20 protein-coding genes, 1 tRNA gene and 2 pseudogenes are annotated in these 22604 nt (G+C 69.5%); 15 read left to right on the forward strand and 8 right to left on the reverse strand.

Annotated elements, in window-relative coordinates; translation table 11 throughout:
• Positions 1 to 229 precede the first annotated feature (229 nt).
• The gene (locus tag ACQEU6_RS39725; RefSeq protein WP_499338849.1) at positions 230 to 1078 is read left to right on the forward strand and encodes a sugar phosphate isomerase/epimerase family protein; all 849 of its coding nucleotides are present in this window, start codon (positions 230 to 232) and stop codon (positions 1076 to 1078) included.
• 704 nt (positions 1079 to 1782) lie between these two features.
• On the opposite strand, the gene ACQEU6_RS39730 is transcribed toward ACQEU6_RS39725, so the two are convergent.
• The gene (locus ACQEU6_RS39730) at positions 1783 to 2058 is read right to left on the reverse strand and encodes a hypothetical protein (protein WP_499338850.1); all 276 of its coding nucleotides are present in this window, start codon (positions 2056 to 2058) and stop codon (positions 1783 to 1785) included.
• A gap of 358 nt (positions 2059 to 2416) precedes the next feature.
• On the opposite strand from ACQEU6_RS39730, the gene ACQEU6_RS39735 reads away from it, so the two are divergent.
• Complete coding sequence (locus tag ACQEU6_RS39735) at positions 2417 to 2737, forward strand: hypothetical protein (protein WP_499338851.1); 321 nt, start codon at positions 2417 to 2419, stop codon at positions 2735 to 2737.
• 65 nt (positions 2738 to 2802) lie between these two features.
• Here ACQEU6_RS39735 and ACQEU6_RS39740 read toward each other — a convergent pair whose 3' ends face one another.
• Entirely contained in the window at positions 2803 to 3207 is a 405-nt protein-coding gene (locus tag ACQEU6_RS39740) for a hypothetical protein (RefSeq protein WP_499338852.1), read from the reverse strand.
• 335 nt (positions 3208 to 3542) lie between these two features.
• On the opposite strand from ACQEU6_RS39740, the gene ACQEU6_RS39745 reads away from it, so the two are divergent.
• The 4 genes and pseudogenes from ACQEU6_RS39745 to ACQEU6_RS39760 all read left to right on the forward strand — a co-directional run bounded on the left by ACQEU6_RS39745 (position 3543) and on the right by ACQEU6_RS39760 (position 6273).
• On the forward strand, positions 3543 to 3911 hold the full coding sequence (locus ACQEU6_RS39745) for a hypothetical protein (protein ID WP_499340620.1): 369 nt from the start codon (positions 3543 to 3545) through the stop codon (positions 3909 to 3911).
• Positions 3911 to 4558 (forward strand): metal ABC transporter ATP-binding protein, encoded by a 648-nt coding sequence (locus tag ACQEU6_RS39750; RefSeq protein WP_499340498.1) that lies wholly within the window; start codon positions 3911 to 3913, stop codon positions 4556 to 4558. Before ACQEU6_RS39745 ends, ACQEU6_RS39750 begins: the two co-directional genes overlap by 1 nt.
• 10 nt (positions 4559 to 4568) lie before the next feature.
• Positions 4569 to 5444 (forward strand): metal ABC transporter permease, encoded by an 876-nt coding sequence (locus ACQEU6_RS39755; protein WP_499338853.1) that lies wholly within the window; start codon positions 4569 to 4571, stop codon positions 5442 to 5444.
• Positions 5441 to 6273: pseudogene (locus tag ACQEU6_RS39760) on the forward strand (metal ABC transporter permease). The gene ACQEU6_RS39755 and the pseudogene ACQEU6_RS39760 overlap by 4 nt, the downstream one beginning before the upstream one ends.
• 33 nt (positions 6274 to 6306) lie before the next feature.
• On the opposite strand, the gene ACQEU6_RS39765 reads toward ACQEU6_RS39760, so the two are convergent.
• The 5 genes and pseudogenes from ACQEU6_RS39765 to ACQEU6_RS39785 all read right to left on the reverse strand — a co-directional run.
• Entirely contained in the window at positions 6307 to 6507 is a 201-nt protein-coding gene (locus ACQEU6_RS39765) for a hypothetical protein (protein ID WP_499338854.1), read from the reverse strand.
• Positions 6508 to 6980: 473 nt separating this feature from the next.
• Positions 6981 to 8147: a hypothetical protein gene (locus ACQEU6_RS39770; RefSeq protein ID WP_499338855.1), complete on the reverse strand. Its 1167-nt coding sequence runs from the start codon at positions 8145 to 8147 to the stop codon at positions 6981 to 6983.
• A gap of 1268 nt (positions 8148 to 9415) precedes the next feature.
• A complete protein-coding gene (locus tag ACQEU6_RS39775; RefSeq protein ID WP_499338856.1) occupies positions 9416 to 10732 on the reverse strand; it encodes a WD40 repeat domain-containing protein in 1317 nt (438 codons plus the stop codon).
• A 25-nt stretch (positions 10733 to 10757) separates the two neighbouring features.
• The gene (locus ACQEU6_RS39780) at positions 10758 to 11612 is read right to left on the reverse strand and encodes a WD40 repeat domain-containing protein (RefSeq protein WP_499338857.1); all 855 of its coding nucleotides are present in this window, start codon (positions 11610 to 11612) and stop codon (positions 10758 to 10760) included.
• Positions 11613 to 11863: 251 nt separating this feature from the next.
• Positions 11864 to 12443 (reverse strand): annotated as a pseudogene (locus ACQEU6_RS39785) (transposase family protein); the annotation flags it as partial.
• Positions 12444 to 13335: 892 nt separating this feature from the next.
• Here ACQEU6_RS39785 and ACQEU6_RS39790 point away from each other — a divergent pair.
• The 4 genes from ACQEU6_RS39790 (at position 13336) to ACQEU6_RS39805 (ending at position 17354) form a co-directional block, all read left to right on the forward strand.
• The gene (locus tag ACQEU6_RS39790) at positions 13336 to 14187 is read left to right on the forward strand and encodes a hypothetical protein (protein WP_499338858.1); all 852 of its coding nucleotides are present in this window, start codon (positions 13336 to 13338) and stop codon (positions 14185 to 14187) included.
• A complete protein-coding gene (locus ACQEU6_RS39795; protein WP_499338859.1) occupies positions 14184 to 15071 on the forward strand; it encodes a TRM11 family SAM-dependent methyltransferase in 888 nt (295 codons plus the stop codon). The genes ACQEU6_RS39790 and ACQEU6_RS39795 overlap by 4 nt, the downstream gene beginning before the upstream one ends.
• Positions 15072 to 15510: 439 nt before the next feature.
• Positions 15511 to 15747, forward strand: a complete 237-nt coding sequence (locus ACQEU6_RS39800) for a DNA-binding protein (protein WP_499338860.1) — start codon at positions 15511 to 15513, stop codon at positions 15745 to 15747.
• Positions 15748 to 15752: 5 nt separating this feature from the next.
• The gene (locus tag ACQEU6_RS39805; protein WP_499338861.1) at positions 15753 to 17354 is read left to right on the forward strand and encodes a tyrosine-type recombinase/integrase; all 1602 of its coding nucleotides are present in this window, start codon (positions 15753 to 15755) and stop codon (positions 17352 to 17354) included.
• A gap of 306 nt (positions 17355 to 17660) precedes the next feature.
• On the opposite strand, the gene ACQEU6_RS39810 is transcribed toward ACQEU6_RS39805, so the two are convergent.
• Positions 17661 to 17734: transfer RNA gene (locus ACQEU6_RS39810), tRNA-Arg, on the reverse strand.
• 105 nt (positions 17735 to 17839) lie between these two features.
• Between ACQEU6_RS39810 and ACQEU6_RS39815 the strand changes: the two genes are divergently transcribed.
• The 5 genes from ACQEU6_RS39815 to ACQEU6_RS39835 are packed head-to-tail and all read left to right on the forward strand — an operon-like array spanning position 17840 to position 22388.
• On the forward strand, positions 17840 to 18628 hold the full coding sequence (locus ACQEU6_RS39815; RefSeq protein ID WP_499338862.1) for a phosphotransferase enzyme family protein: 789 nt from the start codon (positions 17840 to 17842) through the stop codon (positions 18626 to 18628).
• Positions 18612 to 19508 (forward strand): cobalamin biosynthesis protein, encoded by an 897-nt coding sequence (locus ACQEU6_RS39820; RefSeq protein WP_499338863.1) that lies wholly within the window; start codon positions 18612 to 18614, stop codon positions 19506 to 19508. The genes ACQEU6_RS39815 and ACQEU6_RS39820 overlap by 17 nt, the downstream gene beginning before the upstream one ends.
• Positions 19505 to 21025, forward strand: coding sequence for a cobyric acid synthase (locus ACQEU6_RS39825; RefSeq protein ID WP_499338864.1), 1521 nt, complete (start codon positions 19505 to 19507; stop codon positions 21023 to 21025). Before ACQEU6_RS39820 ends, ACQEU6_RS39825 begins: the two co-directional genes overlap by 4 nt.
• Positions 21022 to 21696: a DUF1444 domain-containing protein gene (locus ACQEU6_RS39830; RefSeq protein WP_499338865.1), complete on the forward strand. Its 675-nt coding sequence runs from the start codon at positions 21022 to 21024 to the stop codon at positions 21694 to 21696. The genes ACQEU6_RS39825 and ACQEU6_RS39830 overlap by 4 nt, the downstream gene beginning before the upstream one ends.
• A gap of 53 nt (positions 21697 to 21749) precedes the next feature.
• The gene (locus tag ACQEU6_RS39835) at positions 21750 to 22388 is read left to right on the forward strand and encodes a LysE family translocator (protein ID WP_499338866.1); all 639 of its coding nucleotides are present in this window, start codon (positions 21750 to 21752) and stop codon (positions 22386 to 22388) included.
• The last annotated feature ends 216 nt before the right edge of the window (positions 22389 to 22604 follow it).

Below are 22604 nucleotides of genomic sequence, written 5' to 3' on the forward strand. Positions count from 1 at the left end.
GATCGACATCAAGCCCGCCCTTCTCGAGACGGCCGTGCGCGAAGACCGTCGGCTCCGGTGGCGGCGCGCGGGGCGGCATGGCGATCCCGGCACCAGCCGACGTCACCTCGGAATTGCGGCTCAGAACGACCGCCGATCAGCCGGCCACCCGACGACCAGATGTTACAGACGTGATCAGCTACTTGCTCGATCAGTCATCAATCTCTTCTAGGCGCACAGGAGAAGACGTATGAAGCTCGCCTGCTCCGACTACACCTTCCCACTTCTCGACCACGAGGAGGCCTGCGCTCTCATCGCGAGCCTGGGGTTCGCCGGGGTCAACATCGGAGTGTGGGGCTCGATAACCCAACTGCGAGCTGACGAGGCCGCGGCCGATCCGAGTGTCCGCGGGCGCGAGGTGGCCGAGCGGCTCGCCCGCCACGGCCTGGTGCCCGCCGACGTCTTCCTTATCGCCGACCCGGACTACTCGGTCCTCGCGGTAAACCATCCGAGTTGGGAGGAGAGGGCGCGCTCCCGGGAGCGCTTCCAGCGGTGGATCGAGTTCGCCGACGCCGTTGGTGCGAACGGACTCACGATCCTGCCCGGTCTCGACTTCGACGGCATCGGCCATGAGGACTCGCTCTCCCGGGCAGTGGACGAACTGGCCGTCAGGGTCCAGGCGGCGCAGGAGGCCGGACTAGAAGTCTCAGTGGAGCCGCACATCGGCTCCGTCGTCGCCTCTCCGGACGACACCCGGCGCCTGGTCGATCTCTGCCCGGGCCTCGGGCTGACTCTGGACCACTCGCACTTCGTCATGCAGGGATACGCAGTACCAGAACTCGACCCTCTGTTCGGACGGGTTCGGCACCTCCATGCCCGAGGAGCCCGGCTGGACCGCCTCCAGGTTGGGATGAAGAACAACGAGATCGACTACGAGTACGTCGTCGGCGGCCTTCAGAACGCCGGCTTCGACAATTTCCTGATCACCGAGTACCTGTGGATCGACCAGGGCCGCTGTGACGAGTGCGACACACTGTCCGAGACGATCCTGATGCGCGACAGGCTGGTGGCCGCCGCATCGGCGCATCCGTCCAGTTGAGCCTGTACACGATGGTGTTTACCCGTGACGGGTCCAGGTTCCTGAAACTGACCCAGATCACCACATAGGACAGGCTCTTAGTGATCGGGGTCCGCACTCGAACCGGAAGGCCGGGTGCGGGCCCCTCGCCGTCTCAGGGCAGGTGGACACCCAAGAGTCCCGCAGCCGCGGGATAGCCGCGGTTACTACGGGCAGCCAGCACGGCGACCAGGCATGCCTTACATCCGGCATCCGGGTTCACCATCCACGGAGCCGTACCAGACGACCTTCGGACCCTTGAGCGCCGTCAGGACCTCGGTATCGTCACGGGCGGCCCACTCCCGGTACAGCAAGATGCCCAGGTGGTTCTCGTCCGCCTTGTCCTGCAGCCCGGCCTGCAGCAGGGCCGTGCGGGCGCCCTCGCCCTCTCCCTCGACCCGCCGCTGCAGCCAGGCCCCCGACGCATGGGCTCTTGATCATCAAGGACACCCCGGGGGGGCAGATCGGATCAACTCGGCCCGCGAGGAGGCTGAGTTGAGGAATTAGCGGTAGGCGTTGAGAGCTCCAGGGGTGCCGGTAGCGATCGCGGAAATCCAACGAACCTATCCCCGACCTGGGGTTATTTGGGTTCTTAGGGCGGGCGGAGTGTAGCCCTCCACCCCGGATCCGGAGTGGAGGGCTACAAGTGCTCGAAGAGCAGACGCCCCGCCTCAGCGGGGCCCGGCTCATCGACTGCTTGTGCCCGTGGCTCGAAGGGTGGACCCTCCTGAGGAGGTGGGAACCACCGTCACGCCGTCGACCGTGGCCGACTCGGGCGATATGTTGGCAGCAGCCAGCGATCGGCTCACGACCTCCGATGCCAGTTGCCGTGCATCCTGCGAATGCCGCAGCGTGGGGGGCTGGATGGTGGTGTCGACCTCGACCACGAAGTCGCCGTCGGACTTGACCGTCACCTGACGACGCATAGTTGCCTCCTGTTCGGAGATGACGTGGCTGGCCACGCCGTCTCGATCTGGTTTTCAGTGTTTACGGATGGGACTGTCCGCGCGTGTACGAGATTGTCGACCAAGCGCTCGCACCTCAGGGCGATCACATGCTTTGTGCCCGCCGGGGCGGCATAGATCGCTGACCCCGGTCAGGTCCGGCCCGGCCGCCTTTGACCTGGTGCAATGCAACTTCAGCGCCGGTGCCCCACGGTGTGGGCGACGTCACCCGGGTGGACAGGGGTCCCGGTAGTCCTGGCCGAAAAATCAACGGATATTGCTGACCTGCGCTAACGCGGGGATGGTGTCGGGGCGTTGTGATCACGACCGCTACGGTTCGTGCCGTTTGTCCGGTACGTCCTGGAGGTAGTCGGTGGTGACGCGGTTGTTCTCTGATGATCAGCTGGAGCAGCTGCGGTCGTTTCCTGACATCGGCCGGGATGATCTGATCCGGTTCTTCACGCTGACACCGGCTGATGTCGCGTTCATCGATCCGGCCGCGGTCGGGGGCCCGGGATCAGCACTGAAGCCGTCGGCGCCGCCCTCGCCGGGCAAGACCCAGGCCGCCGACACACACGGCGGGGACCTCTGCAGGGCCGATGTGACACATAACGTTGCCGAGTCGCCTCCGTCGCGGCGGACGGAATGTCCGCCTGATCTTTCCCGGGTACCCGGCGACGCCGGGATTTCTTACTGAGGGCGGGGAGGCGTCCGTCCAGGGGGCCTGGTCGCGCAGGCTCCCCGGTCTATTGTGGCGGTCGGTCAGCGCGGCTTGGGCGGTGAGGTGTTGCGTCGCGGCAGGAGCAGAGCAGGGACGAGGGCGAGCGCGGCGAGACCGAGCGCCCAGGCGAAGGTGTGGTGGAATGCGCCGGGGAGCCCATGCACCGCGTCGATCTGGTGTTGCAGGATGATCGCGAGCACCACGGTGCCGAACGATCCGCCTATCTGTTGGATGATCCGGCTGGCGCTGGTCGCGGCAGCCAACTGCTCGGCGGACAACTGTCGGTAGGTGGCGGTCATCGCGGTCAGCAGCACGGCTCCGATGCCCGCACCGCTGACGAACAGTGCTACCGCCAGGAGCGGTTGGCTGGTGTGCGGTCCGGCGACGGTGAAGGGGATCGTCCAGATCTGGGCCGAACTGCTCGACCTCGACCCTGACGCGAGCACACTGCTGCCAACCTTGGCGGGCCTGCACGAACCCGAAAGCGGCAACCTCGACCTGCTCGGACGCCGACTGCCCCGGCCATTGAAGCGACGCACCCGCGACGACCTGCGCGCGATCCAGCTCGTCGGGCAGGATCCGGCCGGTGCCCTCAACCCCGCTCACCCGCCTCTAGGGCCGTGCAGACGTGCGGCGACTGCGCCTCATGTGCGGCGGCCCGGACGAATGCGGTACCCAAGCGGGCGTCGGCGGCCAGCCTGCGCACGGCGGCATCAGCCACGTCCGTGCCGACGTAACCGGACACGTGATCGCGCAGCCGGTGCATGAGCAGGCTTCGCGGTTGAGCACCGTGGCCGACCAGCCGCCCATCGAGATCAGGCTCATCGCGGTGTGCAGGCATGTCCTGCCGCCGGACGCGTCCGGCGCGATTCCGCAGCCGCGCGTCTACGACCTGCGCGAGGCGGGCGAAGAGGAGATCCGCACCACGCTGGAGCAGGTGCGGCACGAGATGGCCACGACCGGGCCGAACCCGCTGACCGGCCCGGGACTGGACGTGCGGCTCAGCCTGCTGCCGGGCGACCGGGGACGGAGGAAGCGGAGGTCCCGTCGCCGGCACTGCGGCTGGAGGAGGTCAGCGTCGCCTACGGCCCCGCCCTGGCTCTGGAGAAGATCGACGGCGAGGTCGCGCCGGGTGAGGCCGTCGCGCTGATCGGCCCGAACGGCGCGGGCAAGTCGACCCTCATCAAGGCGATCCTGGGTTTGGTGCCGCTTGCCGCAGGGCGGGTCACCGTGCTGGGCACCACTCCCGCCCAGGCGCGTCGCGACATCGCCTGCGTCCCGCAGGCCGACACGCTCGATCCGGAGTTCCCGGTCTCGGTCGGCCAGGTGGTGCTGATGGGCCGCTACCGCCGGATCGGCTGGCTGCGCCGCCCCAAGGCCGCCGACAAGCAGGCCGCCCACCGTGCCCTGGAGCAGGTCGGCCTGGCCGACCGCGCCCGGGACCGGTTCGGGACGCTGTCGGGCGGGCAGCGCCAGCGCGTTCTGCTGGCCCGCGCGATCGCCGCCGAACCACGCCTGCTGCTGCTGGACGAGCCGTTCAACGGCGTCGACGCCGTCAGCGAGCAGGCGCTTCTTGACGCGATCGCCGCACTGAAGAAGCAGGGCACGGCCGTGGTCGTGGCCACCCACGACCTGGCGCTGGCCCACCTGGCCTGCGAGGAGGTATGCCTGCTCAACCGCCGCCAGTTCGGCTTCGGACCCACCCGCGCCACGCTCACCCCCGACCGGCTGCGCGCCACCTACGGTGGGCACGCCCTCGAACTGCGCGGCGACCGTGTCATCGTCGCCCACTCGTAGGCGGCCGGCCATGTACCAGTTCTTCGTCGAGCCGTTCGGTTACCCGTTCATGGGCCGGGCGCTGGCCGAGATGGTGATCCTGGGTGCGCTGGCCGGGACCGTCGGCGTACTGATCCTGCTGCGCCGCCTGGCCTTCATCATCGACGCGCTGACCCACACGGTCTTCCCCGGCGTTGTCATCGGCTACCTGCTCAGCGGGGACGGCGACATCTTCTGGGGCGCGCTGGCCGCGGGCGCGGCGACCGCCGCGCTCACCCTGCTCACCCGGCACCGCGCCGTCACCGAGGACACCGCCCTGGCGCTCCTGCTGACCACCTTCTTCGCCGTCGGGGTCGTGCCGGTCTCCCGGCAATCGGGCTACACCGCCGATCTGACCGCTTTCCTGTTCGGCCGGATCCTCACCGTCACCGAGCAGCAGCTGGCGCAGACCCTGGCGGTCACCATCCTGGTCATCGCCTCGCTGGCGCCGCTACGACGACCGCTGATCGCCCGCGCGTTCGACCCGCAGGGCGCCCAGGCCGCCGGGTACCGGATCGGCCTGCTAGACCTGGTCACCAACACCATCGTCGCCCTGGTCGTGGTCGCCTCGGTCCGGGCGGTCGGAACGGTCCTGGTCATCGCGCTGCTGATCGTGCCCGCCGCCGCGGCCCGGGTGATGTCGGACCGGCTGGCGCTGATCGTGCCGGTCGCCGCCGTCCTCGGCGCGCTGGCCGGCTGGGCCGGCCTGGCGATCAGCTACGACGCGTCGATCCACCACGGGCTGCGGCTCGCCTCCGGCGGCACCGTCGTGCTCGTCCTCATCGCCTGCTACGCGGGCGCCCTCGCCGCGGGAACGATCCGGCGGCGGCTGCGCGTCCGCCGGCCCATCCGGGGGAGCGCGGCATGACGGCGGTCGACCGGGCGCTCGTCGAAGCCGTCCTCCTCGGCGTGGTCGGCGGATTGATCAGCGTTCAGATCGTGCTGCGCCGACTGCCGTTCTTCACCCTGGCCATGACGCATGCCACCTTCTCCGGCGTCGTCCTGGCCGCGGTCGCGGGCATCGACCTGTATGCGGGCGGCGGCCTGTTCGGTGTACTGATCGTGCTGGGGGTGCTGGCCCTGTCCCGGCGACCGGCGCAGGCCATGAGCACGGCGATCGGGATCGTGCTGTCGGCCGGCTTCGCGCTCGGTGTCGTCCTGCTGTCGGCACGCGACGGCTTCTCCAAGGATCTGACCGCCTACACAGTCGGCCAGATCCTCACCGTCGGAACCGGCGACCTGATCGCCGTGACCGTGGTCGGCGCCATCGTGGTCGCCCTCCTTCTCGGCGCGGGCCGACAGCTCACCTTCCGCGCCTTCGACCCCGGCGGATACGCCGCCGCCGGCTACCGCCCCGTCTTGATCGACCTGGCGCTGCTGCTGACGGTCGAGGCGGTCATCGTGTCGCCGTGCCCGCCGCCGTCGCGATCCTGTCCGTGGCCGTCCTGGTCGGCCCGGCCGCAATCGCCCGCCTATGGACCCACAACATCCCCGCCATGACCGCCATCGCCGTGGCCGCGGGAGCGGCCAGCGGGCTGATCGGCGTGCAGATCTCCACCCACTATGACGTCGCCGCAGGCGGCACCATCACACTCGTCACCGGAAGCCTGTTCGTTCTGTCCCTGGCCACGACCATGGCCTGGAACACGGTGGCCTCCCAGCGGGCAAGGACGGTCACGGATGAGCGGATTCGCTGAGAGGGCACCGCCGTCCCCGCCGTCGGCGCGACGCTACCCCGCGCCGGCCATGGCTTCGGCGACGGCTTCGCACCGCTGCTGGTAGCCGCCGTCGAAGCCGGTGAGCTGGAACATCAGGGTGATCTCGGCGGCGCGGGCTTCGGCCGGATCAGCGGGAATCAGGGTGGCTGTGACCGCCGTCCAGAGCGTGGCGGCGTCGGCGGCCGCCAGGGCCTTGCCGGCCGGGGTGAGCACTAGGCGCAGCTTATGGCGGCGGACGACACCCATCTGCTGCAGGAACTCGCGTAGGGTCTACGCCTCGGTGACGTCGTTCTCTGACCAGGCGTTCGGCGTGGACGCGCTCCAGCCAGGACGTCGGGTGGCTGGACGCCGGAGACCTCCATCGCCTCTTCCAGCGCGGTGAACCCGGTCTTGCGGTTCTGCTGCCAGGCCTCCAGCACCCGATGCGTCACCGGCGATGTGCACACGGCTGCGTAGCGGGGCATCTGCAGTTCCTCGAACAGCGCACCGAGAGCCGCTGCGCGCCGCCGATGTTCGGCCAGACCGCCCGACCACTTGACCGGAAGCTGATACCACAGCCAGTGCTGCAGCCCGTACAGCGCTGCTCCCCGCCACGATGACCCTGGAGCCCCGCAGCGGCGGCCGCCATGCGTTTCTCGAACATTTGGTCGAACCTGTCGAGCGTTCGGTCTGCTGCGTGGTCGGTCTCAGACCGGTCTCGTACACAGCTCTGGCGGATAGGGCTGGCGCCAACGATAACCGTCTGGGGGGACGAGTTCTCTGAGGTGATCGCCGGTGTGGGGCACCATGCTCTTGAAGCAGCGGGTTGGCGCCGCGCGCGGGTTGGTGCGCGCCAGGTACTCAAGTGCGTCACGTCCGGTGAGGTTGGCGTATCCGCGCTGGCCACGGCCGTGGAACACATAGGCGGGCCTGCCCCATTTCCCAGCCCCTGCGGCTCTGCGGCGCGAGACGGTGACGATGAGCCGGCCGGCCTTACGCCAGTTCGGCGCCTGCCAGGCGTCCAGCCAGACTCGCCGCCCGTTGGAGATCCATCTGACGTCCCATCCGTACAGGCTGAGAAGGCGGGCATCGGCGTCGAGGGTCGAGGGCCCTGCGGGACGAATGTCGGTCAGTTGCTCGTGGTCGTCGGTCTGCCGGATGTTCCGGATGTGGTCGCACTCGATCAGCCGGGCGCGCAGGTGAGTGAGGAAGGTCAGTTTCGGTATCCACTCATCGATAGAGGCGTCCTGCCGGGCATGGATCAGATGCCGGTCGGGCACGGCGAAGGCGGTGTCCAGGTGGTGGGGGCCGAGTTTGATCCCGATCTGGGTGAAGGTCTCCTCTCCCAGATCGATAAGGGCGTCTCGCCAGCGGGCGATGAGGGCGGGGTGCGCCAGCTCATCGAGGGTTTCGACGTGCTGGACATCGCGGGCGGCCAGACTCCGGAACCGACGGTCGTCGAGATCGATGAGCCTTCGGATGTCTGGTGTGAGCGGGGTGTCGGGAGCGGAACGGACATCTGACGGTCGTGCGGTCACGATCCGGTGAGCTTCCAGACGGCGCTGCCGGATGCAGGACACTCGGCGGTCGGCGGAGAGCGTGTCGGGGTCTTCCATCCCGCGTTCGATGATCTTGTTCCACCAGGAGCGCTGGTGAGCGCCCTCCTGGATCACCAGGGTCTGTTCCCACCTGTGGCAGACCTGCGGTGACCAGAGCCATTGTGTGACGGCGGCGGGGACGCGGTTGAGTGTCGCTTCGGCGACCGCCAGGAGACTGAAGACCTGCTCGTCCTGGCCGCAAAGGGCATCGATCTGACTGACGGTGATGTCGGGGTCGAGCGCGGCTACGGCGGCCGAAGTGCTTAAAGCGGTCATGGTGTCCTTAGGCTGCGGCACTACAAGGCGCACGACGGTAATCGTGTGGGTAGGCGCGTGCGGGGAATTGGTTGTCAAAGGTCTGGTTCCGATCCTCCGTTGAGCAGGTCGATGACCGGCTGCAGGCATCGGTCGGCCGTGGTCTGGCCCACGGCCACGACCCGGTCAGGGACCCGGCGTCGAGGAGGGCCAGGAGGACGCGCGGGTCGGCTACCGGATGGAGGAGATCAACCGGCTGACCTGGTTCGGCGGCGGCCTGGCCGACGCCGGCATCGAGGCCGGGACCGCGTTGCGGGACGAGGGCGACAAGGCCCCGGGCGAAGGCCGCCGTCCAGCATCAGCAGCAGCATCGCCAGGTCGCGTAGCCGTTTGCCGCTCGATGGCAGCACCCCCACGTCCTGGTCGTCCATGGGCCGGGGCAGCCGCCGCGGCCGCTTGACCTGCCACCCGGCGCGTGGGGCGCTGCCGGCTGGCGCGTCCCATGAACGGCTGGTGCCGTTCCGGCACGCGGGCCAGCGCGGGATCCTCCCGCATCTGCACCGGCGAGACGCCGTGGTCGTACTCCTCGGCGACGATCGCCCAGTCGTAGAAGCTCGACACCGCGGCCAGGATCCGATCGATCGTTGCCGGGGCCAGTAACCTGCCGGCCCGTCCCCGCTCTCGGCGACCACCGCCATGCCCAGCCCCTCCTGTGCCAGGAACATGAACAGGTAGCGCAGGTCGTAGCCGTAGGCGCTCAGCGTGTTCGGCGAGAACTCCCGATCAGCCAGGTGCGCGAGGAACCGGCAGACCGGACCGACCGGCTGCCCCTGGTCGTCCAGCAGCCGCACTCGACGGACGATGCCGCCATCTCGCTCCTTGACGACCCGCACCTCGGCCTCCCCACCTCGCGTCCTCCATGGCACGGGTCAACGTACGAGGCGGCAGCGAACCCATGAGGCGGAACGAAGGAACGCGTAGAGATGGGGTGTCCAGATAAGAACCTGATCGGCACCTACTCCTTCACCGCCCCCGACCTCGGCCCCTCGGGCGCCCGTGAGCTCCGCGCCCCCGACACCGACGATGAAGACGACTGATCCGCGCGGACGGCGGATGGCACCATCGATCCATGCCGTGGTGGAAGAGGAAACCCCGATGGCCCGTGGACACCGCTGAGCGGTCAGGGGCTACTTCGTTGGTATTTCAGTACCTGGTCGCGCAACTGACCTCCGTGGGCGACGACATGGACAAGGTGGCCGTCTACCTGTCCGGCTGCCGCTGTCTGGGCGTCAGCGGCAGTTGGCGGTCGACTCAGGGACGGCCAGGCCGGTGAGGAACCACGCCTCGATGATCTCATCGACGGTCACCATCGCCCGCCCATCGGGAGTAAACGAGACGATCTGGTGGTTCGGGGCTGCCCACAGTGTCCGTGCGGTCGAGTCGAAGAGCATCGAGCCCTTGTCCGCCGTGACGAAGGCGTACGGGCCGCGGTCGGTCCACACGGCGCGGGTCCCGAAAATAGCGAGGCTCGAGTTTGTGTCGATCTCGACCGGAAGCTCCGTCGGCCGGATCAGCTCACAGACCGCGCGGGAGGGTTCGATTTTCAGCAGCTGGGCGGCGGGTGCGGCATCGTCGGCCATACCGCCCACGGTGAACACTGCGGTTCCATCAGGCGCCATGGCGAGGGCGTTCACACGGCTGAGACGGGTTGGGATGGTGACCAGAACGGCACCGCTGTCGACCTCACGGACCACGACCCGGCCTTCCGGCGACGTGTGCGCCAGCAACCGGCCTTTCGCATCGAGTGCGACGGGGCCAAACGCCTGCTGTTCAACTGGGACGCTGAGCACTACTCGGCCCGTCTCTGTCTCCATGACGGCGACCCTGCCCGACACGTAGGTGCCGATGGCCACCCGGCAGCCGTTACCGCTGAAGCCGATCCGGACCGGGTCGTCCAGGCCGAGGCTCTCGTCGTCCTCGTCCTCGTCCTCGTCCTCCTCGTCCTCGTCGTCGAGGACGTCGTTGTTGTCCGTTCCGGTGCGCTCTGGAAGGGTCCACAACTCCTCCCCGGTCCCGGCGGACCAGGCGTGCAGGCGGCCTTCGACAGACGTCACCACAGTCCGACCGTCCGGGCTGACCTGCATGTCGTGGGGCTCGTCGTGATAGTCGGCTCCTTCGAGGAGCCAGGTCAGTCGATCCTTGTTAAGAGTGTTCCAGAGGACGATGTCGCCACCGTTATGGTGCCACTCGGCCGCCGCTCCCAACGCCACCCAGGACAGGTCGGAAGGCGCCGCCACTGCGGTCGCCCCGTAGGTGAAGGATGCCTCGTTGAGTCCCGTCTCCTCGCCTTCGTCGAACTCGTCCTCGTCAACGTGAAGGATTCCGAGGTGCCGCGCTCCTGCGAGGAAGTGGTGCGGGCGCACGTCGCCCGTCGTCCACTGGGCCCACCAGTCATCGGGCATGGGGCGCTGCTGCGCGGGCCAGGACAGCACCCGGGGCGCGACCGCGGCCAGCCTGTCCTCGTCCAATTCGGCGAGGAGCAGGCAGACTTCGCCCCAGACCTGTTTGGTCGGGCGCGCGTTCAGCAGTTCGTCAAGGGAGCTCATCGCAGCGACGTCCTTCTGGCTGTGGTCATGGGAGGGGGTGGGCATGCACGCCGTCGTCGGGTGAGGCGATCACCAGGGTGCGGCCGTCGGGGGTGAGCGTGGCGGCGATCCGCGGGCCGGGGACGTCCACCGTGAGGATGGCGGAGGCGGTGGCGAGATTCCAGACGGTGACGCGGTTCCGGTCCACGATCGGCACGCGCGGTTCGCCGCCGCACCATACGGGCCGCAGGTTGATCCGGTCGACTCGTTCGTCGGTCGGTACAACCACCGGTTCCGGGTCACCGGCCGGGTTGTCCAGGTCGATGATCGTAGCCACCGTCTGATCCGGCCGGGCGCCCACAACGACGAGTGCGGCACCGTCCGGACTGAACGCCAGGCCGTTCGCCCATGGGATACCGGTACGGCGCTCGGCGTGCGATCCGCTGCCAATCTCCTGGACGACGACCCCCTCGTCCTCCTTCCAAAACGTGCGGCGAGGGCGGCAGAACGCCAGGCGTGCTCCGTCGGCGCTCAGGGCGACGGCTCCCTCGCCCTCCACCCGGTCGTCGTAGGCGAGGTCCTTGAAGATCTCCCGGACGTCGTGGCGGACACGCCGGGTCTGCACGTCCCAGACGACAACGTTCCGGGTGAACGCGTTGGCTGTGGCGAACGATCGGCCGCCGACCGCAACCTGGGCGAGCGGCAGATCGTACGACCCGCCGCTCCCGATCATGCCTAGCCGCCATCGCTCACAGGGGTCGTCGAGCGCCCAGCGGTAGATCGAGTTGCCGCTGTCCATGGCGGTCAGCGCTGATCCATCGGGGTCGAAGAGGAGATCATGGACGCCTCGACGATCGGGAACGGTCAGGCGGGTCACGGCCCCGTCCGACAGCACCAGCACCTCGGTGAACTCCTGGAACCACGGCGCGGTCGTCGCGACCGCTGTCCGGCTCAGGTCCGTGGTGACCGCGACCGCGGTGATCCGCTGAGGTGTGGGCGAACGCGCGGGAAGGGGATGCAGTGTCTCCAGATCTTCGGGTGCACTGAGTTGCCGCACTGACATGACATCTCCGATCGGACATGATGATCAATCAGGACGTCGAGAGTATAGAGATCGTCACTGACGAATCTCAGACCGTCACGGAGCCCTTTTCATCCTCGGGTGGTTTTGTAGTTCTGTAGGACGGCGATGGCTTTGACGCGGTGGCCGGCCTTGCTGGGGCTGCAGCGGAGCTTGCGGAGGATTCGCCAGCTCTTGAGCTGGGCGTTTGCGTGTTCGCCGGGGCCGCGTAGCTTGGCGTGTGCCCGGTTCGCCTGCTTCTGCGACTCGGCTTGTTCTTGCCCTTGTAGGGGGTGATGACGACCGAGGCTTCGGCTCCTTGGTAGGCATTGTCGGCCAGGGTGGGGATCCCGGCCTTGTGCAGTGTGCGCAGGATTCCCCGGACGCGGGCGGCGGTCGGGTCGTGGATCTTGCCGGGCATCGCGCCCGAGGTCCACAGGATCGTCCCGTCCGGCCCGGCGATCACCTGCACGTTCATCCCGTGCACCCGATGCCTGCCGAGAAATAGGGGCGGTCGGCCTTGACCCGGTCGGTGTGGATCAGCGTGCCGTCCAGGACCAGGTGCGTCAGCCCGTCTGTCCTGGCCTTGCGCAACGCGGCCCCGAGCTTGGGTGAACGCGCCGACAGCAGCGCGACGATCTCCTCGACATAGCGCCGTGCCGCGGTCGTCGAGCATCGGGGGGAGATTCCTGCGAGTCACGGGGCGAGGTAGTTGTGCACGGCGGCGATGCACGCCTCCCTGCGTGTGGTGTCGTGAGGGAACCGTCGGCTGCATTCGGTGCGGACCCACTCCGGGGCCCTATTCGGCTGCTGTGGTTTGCCGGCACGTGGCCGGGGGTGGCGCGGTGCGGGGCGCTTTGGCTTGGCTGGGCGCGGTGTTTGCAGTGCCGGGGTGTGCTGTCTATCGACGGTCGGCTCAGAGTGCGGGGGCGCCTTTGGGGCGGGTGGTGACTGTTCGACGTCACGCCGAGGCCGTGCGGGGGGATAGCTGGTCTGGCCCGAGCGCTTGGAGGCGAGGGGCTGTGCTAGTGGGGATCGGCTCAACTGATGGCCTGGGCTTTCAGAGCCTGGCGTGTAAGTCGTGCCTGGCGTGTAGGTAGGGTGTGATGGCCTCGGGCCTGATGCGTCGCCGAGTTGGAGGGCGGCTGCGGTGCCAAGTGCTGCCAGGGCGGCACTGATCAGGGGTACTGCCCAGCGGCGGCTGTAAGACCGTTGCCGGTGTCGGCGGCGAGGGCGAACTCGCCACGGCTCATGGCGCTCCGGTGGTACGCGTGCGGGTGGTGTCACATCAGAGTCGTGGGCCACCGCCCATGACTACCAAGAGTGATGGCATCGCGACAACGGGACTCGCTGATCTGGCACCGGGGCGTCGACAGCGAGCCCGGCGGAGACTTTGATCAGTTCGTTACCCGCTCTGAGATGAAGTTCGGGCCTGTTAACGGTGCTTCATTACTGCACGGGGACCGGGTGACCGTCTCGGGTCACTCAGCACATGAACCAAGTACCGCCCGACTCGCCTGTCGGCCGAGAAACCGCTCGGAGCGGCCCGCGCCGGATGGTTCCCTTGACCGTCTGGCTGTGCTCGGACACCGCCGCTACAACAATCGTCACCCGCAGGGGCATCCAGGCCAGCGAACGTGCGCAGGTCGCCGACGTGGCGATGAAAATCTGTCTGCGGCACCGACAGTCGGTCGGCCGCGAACTGGCACGGCACCTGATCGGCAACTGCTCTGATGAGGGCGACGTCGTCGCCGAAGGCTTCACCACCAGCGAGGCGACACTGGTTGCCGCCGCCGGCCTTGGTCGACGCGGCATCGCGCTGGTCCCGCACTTCCCGCTCGCCCAGCACATCGGCGCCCGGCTACGCGCCACCCAGGACCGGGAGCAACTGGCGCGCGTGGAAATGCGTTCTGTCCGGCCTGACCAGATGGCCCGCGGACTGGCCGACCACCTCGGGTCCGTCGCGCTGGTGATCGCGGCACCGCCACCGTTTGAGACCGGCGGCCACGCCCCGCGCGGGGTCGGCGATCCCGGCTGCCCGGCCTGCCGGGCGGATCTGTGGATGTTGACCAGCGAACAGCTCGCGCTGTTCCTGGCCTCGGCGTGGAAGGTGCTGCGGCCGGGCGGGGTCTTGGCGATGACGACAACCGCCCGCCACGAGGCGGGGCGTTTCGTCGACCCCGCTCCGCGAATCATCCGCCAAGCCCAGGGGCTGGGGTTCCGTTACGCCCAGCACGTCATTGCGCTGCGCGTCCCCATCGAGGGGGACTCACTGGTCGTCCAGGCGGGACCTGCCGACCTGGCCCACCTGCGCGACATTCGCTCCCGCGCGGTGCCACCGCAGGTCAGCGTTCACGCCGACGTGTGCCTGTTCACCAAACCCCAGGCCCACCGGGACAGTGGCGGTGCCCGATGAACCACGGCTCCTCCTCCGTTCCACCCACGGCCCTGCCATCGGTGCTCGCGACCGGGCAGCAACCCTCGCGACTGCAGCGCCACGGCCGCTACACGCCCGAATCGATGTGCCACCCCGGCAAGATGCTGCCCGCCATCGCTGCCACCGTCATCAAGACCTTCACCGACCCTGGAGACCTGGTCGTGGATCCCATGTGCGGGATCGGCACCACCCTGGTCGAGGCGATCCACCTCGGCCGCAACGCCGCTGGCGTGGAGTACGAACCGGACTTCGTCCACCTCGCTCTCGACAACCTGCGGCACGCCCGCTCCCAGGGAGCCAGCGGCAGGGCGCAGTTGGCCTGCGGGGATGCCTGCAACATCGCCACGATCTACCGGGCCCTGCACCGGCAGGCGGCTCTGGTGCTGACCTCACCGCCGTACGGCTCGCGTACCCACGGACACATTCGCTCCGGACGCGACAACGGCGGAGGAAAGATCGTCAAGCGGCACCACCGCTACTCCACCGACCGCGGCAACCTCGCCCACCAGGACCTGTCCGGCCTTCTCGCAGGCTTCGGGCAGATCCTGGCCGGCAGTGCCGCCTTGCTGCGACGCGGCGGAAGAATCGCGGTGACAGTCCGTCCAATCCGTGTTCGTGGCGAGCTGATCGATCTTCCAGGACAGGTCATCGACACCGCTCGCCACCAGGGCCTGGTCCTAACCGGCCGCCACGCCGCTCTCCTCGCCGGCCTGCGCGACGGCGGACTGGTCAACCGCGCCTCCTTCTTCCAGATGCTGGAGACCCGCCGCGCCCGAGACCGAGGCATTCCCGCCTGCGCTACCGCCCACGAAGACCTCCTGCTCTTCCAACCCGCCACCGACCTGAGAGAGGTGGCCCGATGACGCGGCAGCGACGAAGCACGAGGGCAGGGCACCAGCGGGTTCTAGAGATGCTGGCGCGCCTCCAGTTGAGGCTGTGCGGTCGGTGTGGACGGGCCTGCTACGACACCCGCCGGGCCGCCCGCCACGCGGCCCGGATCGCCGCTCCCGGCGCCCAACTACGCGCCTACCGGTGCGTCGACACCTGGCACCTGACCAGCCCGCCCAACCGTCCCCAGCACATCACCCCGCCCGTCGCCCTCGCCCAGGACATTCGGGCCGGTAGGGCGGGGCTTGACCGGGAGGGCGCAGTCAAGCGTGCATACCGGTGCTCCCGCCCGGACCAATCCGCTGGTCCGCAACCTGCAGCACACACGTTCGGGCGCCGGAGCGGACCCGATCCGCTGGCAGACATCCCCAGCGCCCCACTGGCCCCTTCTCACGCGACGTACGGGGGCGGGCGGTGAGGCAGGGGCTGACGCCGGCGGAGATCCGCACGCTGCCCGCCGTGGTCGATTTGGTCACCGCAGGTCAGGCGCTGGGAGTGGGGCGCACCAAAAGCTATGAGCTGGCACGCGCCGGGCGGTTTCCCTGCCCAGTGCTGCGGGTCGGGCGCAGCTACCTGGTTCCCACCGCCGGACTGCTGGCCCTGCTCGGCCTTGACCAGTCGGCCGGGCAGCCCACGCCAGAAAGCGAGTAGGGCTCGTGTCTGTCGGAACGACCTACAAATCCTGCGGTTGCCGTACCCCCGAGGGACGGCTGCTGCGCACCAAATGCCCCAGACTGCGCCGCAAAGGCGGCGCATGGAGCCCGACCCACGGCAACTGGTACTACCAGTTCGAACTGCCGCCCAATTCCGACGGCACCCGCCGCAGCCCCATCCGCCGAGGCGGGTTCAGCAGCCAGGACGCCGCCGAAGCGCAGATAACTCGGCTCCACGAACTGCTGGGGATCAGCGGCGACCCCGAGGACCGCATCCGGATCGCCGATCTCATCACGGCCACTCTGAAGAAGGAGAAGCGGCTCCCGGTGCCTGAGGAAGTGCGCCGCAAGATCCGCACCGGTCAGGACCTGGACGCGGTGATCACGGTCGGGCAGTGGCTGCAGACCTGGCTCGCCGGACGTAAGGGGCTGCGCAGCGGCACGTTGCGCAGCTACCGCACTCACATCACCGCTCACCTGCAACCGGTGATCGGGCACATACGCCTGGACCGACTCCGCGTCGCCGACGTTCAGGCGGTGTTCGATGCCATCGACGAACGCAACGAGGTGATCGTGCGCGCCCGCGAATCCGGCGACCCCGGCCTTCGAGCGCGAGTGAAGGGCTGCCGGGTGGTCGGTCCGGCGACCATGCACCGGATTCGCGCCACTCTGCGCGCCTCCCTCAACCAGGCGATCCGGGAACGGCGCCTCGACCTCAACGTCGCATCCCTGATCGAACTGCCTTCCGGTCGCCGGCCCAAAGCGCTGGTGTGGACGTCTGAACGTGTCGGCGAGTGGCGCCAAGCCCGAGAAGCGTTCATCGCGACCAAGAGTCACACGCACTCCGCAACAGGTGGACCGGTGCGCAGCGGGCGTATCAAACCGATGGACGCCTATGTCAGCACGCCGCGACCTTCACCGGTCATGGTGTGGACACCAGAGCAGACCGGCACCTTCCTCGACCGCGCCGCCCGCCACCGCCTGTATTCGCTATACCACCTCATCGCGTTCCGCGGGCTGAGGCGCGGTGAAGCGTGCGGGCTGCGGTGGGCCGACGTCGACCTGGACGAGGGCACCATCCGGGTCCGGTGGCAGATCACCCAGATCGGGGGTCGCACCGAACAAGGACGCCCCAAGTCCGAAGCCGGAGAACGGCAGGTCACACTCGACCAGCACACCATCAAGCAGTTGGCCGCGCACCGGGCCCGGCAGAATCAGGAACGGCTGGTCGCAGGCGATACCTGGCACGACACCGGGTTCGTCTTCACCCAACCAGGAGGAGATCCGCTGGCGCCCATGGCCGTCTCCGAGCAGTTCCTGCTGCTGGCCATGGAGGCTGGACTCCCGCCCGTCCGGCTGCACGATCTGCGGCACGGCGCGGCCACCATCCTGCTGCGCGCCGGACACGACCTGAAGGTCGTGCAGGAGACGCTGGGGCTGTCGTCGATCACCATCGCCTCCGACACCTACACCAGCGTCCTGCCCGACCTGGCCCGCCAATCGGCCGAGGACGCCGCCGCCGTCATCCTCAACGCCCGCACTCAACCCGACCGAACGGCAGCAACCAGCCGTGTCGTCCACTTGCCGGAGGCGTCACGCCGGTGACCGGCATGTGTTGACCATCGGATTCTTGACGTTGGTGTCCGCCCCCCGAACCGTTCTGGGGGCGGACACCAACGCTCGTGCTGCGGGAGTAGTCGGCGGATGGAGGCCGGCAACCGCCTGAGCCGGGGGCGTTTCAGCGGCCGCGGGGGGCTACGGCCAGAGCGACGGTGGATGGGCGATTGCGGTGGAACGCGCTGGGTGCGGCGACAGGTCCGCGACATCCGAGCGAACATCGAGCGAACACGGGGACGAAGCGGGACATTATTTGGGATCTTGGCAGTGGTAAGACTGCAGGTCAGGCTGTTGCGCGCCCGGCAGGATTCGAACCCGCGACCGTCGGATTAGAAGTCCGATGCTCTGTCCAGCTGAGCTACGGGCGCTCGGCGCCCGGCGGGACGCCGGGACACAGTGTAAGGGTGCACGTCGTCTGGCTCCACATCTATAACGGCCTTACCGCTGGGGCGGGGGTCCTATCTTGGGGTGCTGTGGCGGTGAACATTGAGGTGCCGCTCTCCGGTGGGGCCGTGTCGGAGGGTGTGGTGCGGGTCGGGGAGACGGTGCGGAGGCCGCTGCGGGCGCACAGTCCGGCGGTCCACGGGTTGCTGCGGCATCTGGAGGGCGTGGGGTTCGAGGCGCCGCGGGTGCTGGGGGTCGATGAGCTGGGGCGGGAGGTGCTCAGCTGGGTGCCGGGGGAGGCGCCGCATCGGCCGCTGGCGGCGGGGGTCGTGTCGGAGGACGCGTTGCGGGGTGTCGGGCGGCTGCTGAGGCGGTACCACGACGCGGTCGCGTCGTACGAGGCGCCGGTGGGGGCGCCGTGGGACGCGGAGACGTCCAATGTGGACGGGGAGCCCGAGGTCATCGGGCACTGCGATGTGACGCCGGAGAACGTGGTGTTCCGGGGCGGGAGGCCCGTGGCGTTGATCGACTTCGATCTGGCGCGGCCGACCACGCGGGTGTTCGACGTGGTGACCGCGTTGCGGCACTGGGGGCCGATCGAGGATCCGGCCGATCGGGACGCCGTGCTCTACGGGGCGGACGTGGGGCATAGGCTGCGGATCTTCTGCGATGCCTACGGGTTGGACCGGGAGCGGCGGCGGGAGGTGCTGCCGGCGGCGCGGGTGCGGTTCGAGCGGTCCTATCGGGTGATGCGTGAGAGGGCTGAGCGTGGCGGGGGTTGGGCGCGGATCTGGCAGGGGGGCGCCGGGCCCCGGATCCGGCGGGCTCAGGACTGGCTGGAGCGGCACTGGGACGAGCTCGATGCGCGTCTCTGGTGAGGGGCTGGTTCTCGGGGTCGCGCTGGACGCTCTTCTCGGGGACCCGAAGCGGTGGCATCCCGTGGCCGGGTTCGGCCGGGTGGCGTCGGCGGCGGAGCGCTGGGTGTACGGGGATTCGCGCTGGCGGGGTGTTGTGTACGTCGGGGCTCTGGTGGGGGGCGCCGGGGTCGCGGGGGTCGCGCTTGAGCGGGCGAGCCGGCGTCCCGTGGTGCATTGCCTCGTGACCGCCGGGGTGACCTGGGCCGTGCTCGGCGGGACGTCGTTGGGGCGTGAAGGGCTCCACATGGCGCGGGTTCTGGAGCGGGGAGACGTGGGGGCGGCCAGGGAGCGGCTTTCGCATCTGTGCGCGCGGGATCCGCGGGGGCTGGGGGCTCAGGATCTGAGCCGTGCGGTGGTGGAGTCGGTGGCCGAGAACACGTCGGACGCGTCCATCGCGCCCTTGGTCTGGGGGGCGGTGGCGGGCATTCCGGGGCTGCTCATGTATCGGGCCGTGAACACGCTCGACGCGATGGTCGGGTACCGGAGTCCGAGGTACGAGCGGTTCGGGTGGGCGGCGGCGCGGCTCGATGATGTCGCGAACTGGGTTCCGGCGCGGGTCACCGGGGGGCTGGTCGCGCTCTGTTCGGGACGGGAGGCCTGGCGTGTTCTGCGGAGGGACGGGGCGAAGCATCCGAGTCCGAACGCCGGGCGGTGCGAGGCCGCTTTCGCCGGGGCGCTCGGGGTGCGGCTGGGCGGCGCCAACGCCTATGGCGGACGGGTCGAGCGGCGGCCCGAGATGGGGGACGGCCGGGCGCCCGAGGTCAGGGACATCCGGAGGGCCGTCCGGCTTTCGGCGGCGGTGACGTTCGCGGCGGCGGCCGTGGTCTGGAGCGTGCGGTGAGCGGGCTTCTGGTGGCGGGGACCACCTCGGACGCGGGGAAGAGCGTCGTCACGGCGGGGCTGTGCCGGTGGCTGGCGCGGCAGGGGGTGAAGGTCGCGCCGTTCAAGGCCCAGAACATGTCGCTGAACTCGATGGTGACGAGCGACGGGGCGGAGATCGGGCGGGCGCAGTACATGCAGGCGCAGGCCGCGGGGGTGGAGCCCGCGGCGCTGATGAATCCGGTGCTGCTCAAGCCGGGGAGCGACCGCAGGAGCCAGGTCGTGGTGCTGGGGAAGCCCGTGGCGGAGGTCGACGCACTCCAGTACGGGGCGCACAAGGAGTACCTCAAGGGCGTCGTGCTGGAGAGCCTCGCGGAGCTGCGGGCCGAGTACGACGTGGTGGTGTGCGAGGGCGCCGGGAGTCCCGCCGAGATCAATCTGCGGGGCGGCGACATCGTGAACATGGGGCTGGCGCGGGCCGCGGACCTGCCGGTGGTGGTGGTCGGCGACATCGACCGGGGCGGCGTCTTCGCGTCGCTCTACGGCACGGTCGCCCTGCTGGAGCCGGCGGACCAGGCGCTGATCGCCGGGTTCGTCATCAACAAGTTCCGGGGGGCGCAGGAGCTTCTGGCGCCGGGGCTGGAGCAGCTCGCGATGCTCACGGGGCGGCCGACGCTGGGGGTCCTGCCCTGGAAGCTCGGCCTGTATCTCGACTCCGAGGACACCCTGGCGTTGGACGCGCCGAGGCCCGACGCGAAAGGGCCCTACGGGCGGGAGACGCTGCGCGTCGCCGTCGTCCGGTTCCCGCGCATCTCCAACTTCACGGACATGGACGCCCTGGCCTGCGAGCCCGGTGTCGTCGTCCGGTACGCGGCGAGCGCCGGCGATCTGGCCGAGGCCGACCTGGTCGTGCTTCCGGGCACCCGGGCCACCCTCGCCGATCTCGCGTGGCTTCGCGAGCGGGGAATGGCCGAGGAGATCCGCAGAAGGGCCGAGGAGGGGCGGCCGGTTCTCGGGATCTGCGGCGGCTACCAGATGCTCGCCGGGGAGATCGTGGACGACGTCGAGTCGAAGCAGGGGACGGCGGAGGGGCTCGGCCTTCTTCCCGCGAGGGTCGAGTTCGGGAAGGAGAAGACCCTCGGCCGGCCTGTGGGGAGCGCCTATGGCGAGGCCGTGAACGCCTACGAGATCCATCACGGCATCGTGACCGCGGAAGGGGAGCCCTTCCTCGACGGGTGCCGGAAAGGCGCCGTGTGGGGGACGACCTGGCATGGCGCGATGGAGAACGACGGCTTCCGGAGGGCGTTCCTCGCGGACGTCGCCCGGACGGCGGGACGGGAGTTCGTCCCGGCCCCGGACGTGTCGTTCGAGGCGCTGAGGGAGGCGACCCTGGACACGCTCGGCGACCTCGTCGAGGAGCACCTGGACACCGGGGCCGTGTGGCGGATCATCGAGCGCGGCGCGCCCGGGGGCCTGCCGGTCGTCCCGCCCGGTGGAGCCCCGCGGCCGCGCTCCGGCGGTAAGGTGATCCACTCGTGAACAGGCGCACGCAGGCAGAGCACCAGGAGGAACGCCCCGTGACCGACCCGCGGTCCAAGCTGATCGTCCCGCTGATGAAGGCGCGGGTGCCGGCCGAGGTCCAGCTGGAGTTCCCGCTCCCGGCGGACGAGGAGCCGGTTCGCGACCCGTTCGCCGCCGACCTGTACGTCACCTACGCGCTGGAGATCGCCGACGAGGGCGCCCCGTCCGGCCGCCGCTACGAGCACGTGGCGCGCCGGCACTGCGCCGACCTCGGGGTGGCGCAGGGCGAGCTGCGCCGCCACGCGGTGATCAACCTGCGCGACCTGCGTCCCGAGCTGAGCCTCAGCTGGTATCCGGACGCCCGCGCCGTGACGGTGTCGCTGGGCGGGGCCCCGCGCGGCGGGGGCCTGGAGTCGGGCCTGGTGCTGGACGAGGGCTTCCTGGAGAAGCTGGCGCAGGACGTGGATGGCGACCTCGTCGTCGCGGCGCCCGCCCGGGACGTGTTCGTCGCGTCCGGCACCGGCCACCCGGACGGCGTCGACAAGCTCCGCTGGGCGGTCGCGCAGGTCTGGGCCGAGGACCGGGGCGACGACGGCGCCGACCCGGAGTGGGACGTCCCCGCCGGGAGCCTTCTCACGCACAACCTCCTGGTCCGCCGCGACGGCGCCTGGGACGTCCTCACGACCTGACCCCCGGAAAAAACGGGTGGGACGCCATGTCCGGAATGCGTACTCTGCCGGTCATGGTGTCGACTCATCAGCTTCTGGCGTTCTCCGCGATGGCGCTGGCCATCATCCTGATCCCGGGACCGTCGGTCCTGTTCGTCGTCGGCCGCGCGCTGGCGCACGGCCGGCGCACCGCGCTCGCGGGCGTGGTCGGCGGGGTGCTCGCCGCCCTGGTGCTGACCTCGGCGGTCGCGGTCGGCATCGGATCGGTCGTGGAGCGCTCCGTCGTCGTGTTCACCGCCCTGAAGATCGTGGGCGCGGTCTACATCGTCTACCTCGGGGTGCAGGCCATCCGGCACCGGCGCTCGCTCCAGGAGGCGATCGCGGGGAGCGCGGCGGAGCGCGGCGGGGGCCGGGCGCTGCTGCAGGGCTTCGTCGTGGGCATCACCAACCCGAAGACGACCGTGTTCTTCGCGGCCGTCCTGCCGCAGTTCGTGGTGCGCGAGAACGGCCACGTCGAGCTCCAGATGCTGGTGTTCGGCGCGATCTTCGCGGTGATCGCGCTGTGCTGCGACAGCGTGTGGGGGATCGCGGCGGGGACGGCCCGCGACTGGTTCGCGCGCTCGCCGCGCCGCCTCGCGGCGATCGGCGGCACCGGCGGCCTGATGATGATCGGGCTCGGCGTCACCGTCGCGGCTACGGGCCGCAAGGACTGAGCCCGGGCCTGTCTCGAAGTGGCCTCGGCGATGCGCGCGAACGCGTGACCTGGCCGGTGGAGCGAAGCCGGAGGCGAGCGGAACCGGGCGGATCGCGAAGCGATGCCGCGTTCGCCCAGGCCCGGTCACGTAGCGAGCCGCCAGGCGAGCGAAGAGGGCCGGGACTCCGAGACGCAGCCGCCAGGCGAGCGAAGAGGGCCGGGACGGTGAAACACG

Source organism: Spirillospora sp. CA-108201, assembly GCF_050936235.1.
GTDB lineage: Bacteria > Actinomycetota > Actinomycetes > Streptosporangiales > Streptosporangiaceae > Spirillospora.

Bases quoted from the DNA above. Each gene is read 5' to 3' on its own strand.
- ACQEU6_RS39725 (WP_499338849.1), top strand. From the start codon at position 230: ATGAAGCTCGCCTGCTCCGACTACACCTTCCCACTTCTCGACCACGAG.
- ACQEU6_RS39755 (WP_499338853.1), top strand. From the start codon at position 4,569: ATGTACCAGTTCTTCGTCGAGCCGTTCGGTTACCCGTTCATGGGCCGG.
- ACQEU6_RS39770 (WP_499338855.1), bottom strand. From the start codon at position 8,147: ATGACCGCTTTAAGCACTTCGGCCGCCGTAGCCGCGCTCGACCCCGAC.
- ACQEU6_RS39775 (WP_499338856.1), bottom strand. From the start codon at position 10,732: ATGAGCTCCCTTGACGAACTGCTGAACGCGCGCCCGACCAAACAGGTC.
- ACQEU6_RS39795 (WP_499338859.1), top strand. From the start codon at position 14,184: ATGAACCACGGCTCCTCCTCCGTTCCACCCACGGCCCTGCCATCGGTG.
- ACQEU6_RS39820 (WP_499338863.1), top strand. From the start codon at position 18,612: ATGCGCGTCTCTGGTGAGGGGCTGGTTCTCGGGGTCGCGCTGGACGCT.
- ACQEU6_RS39835 (WP_499338866.1), top strand. From the start codon at position 21,750: ATGGTGTCGACTCATCAGCTTCTGGCGTTCTCCGCGATGGCGCTGGCC.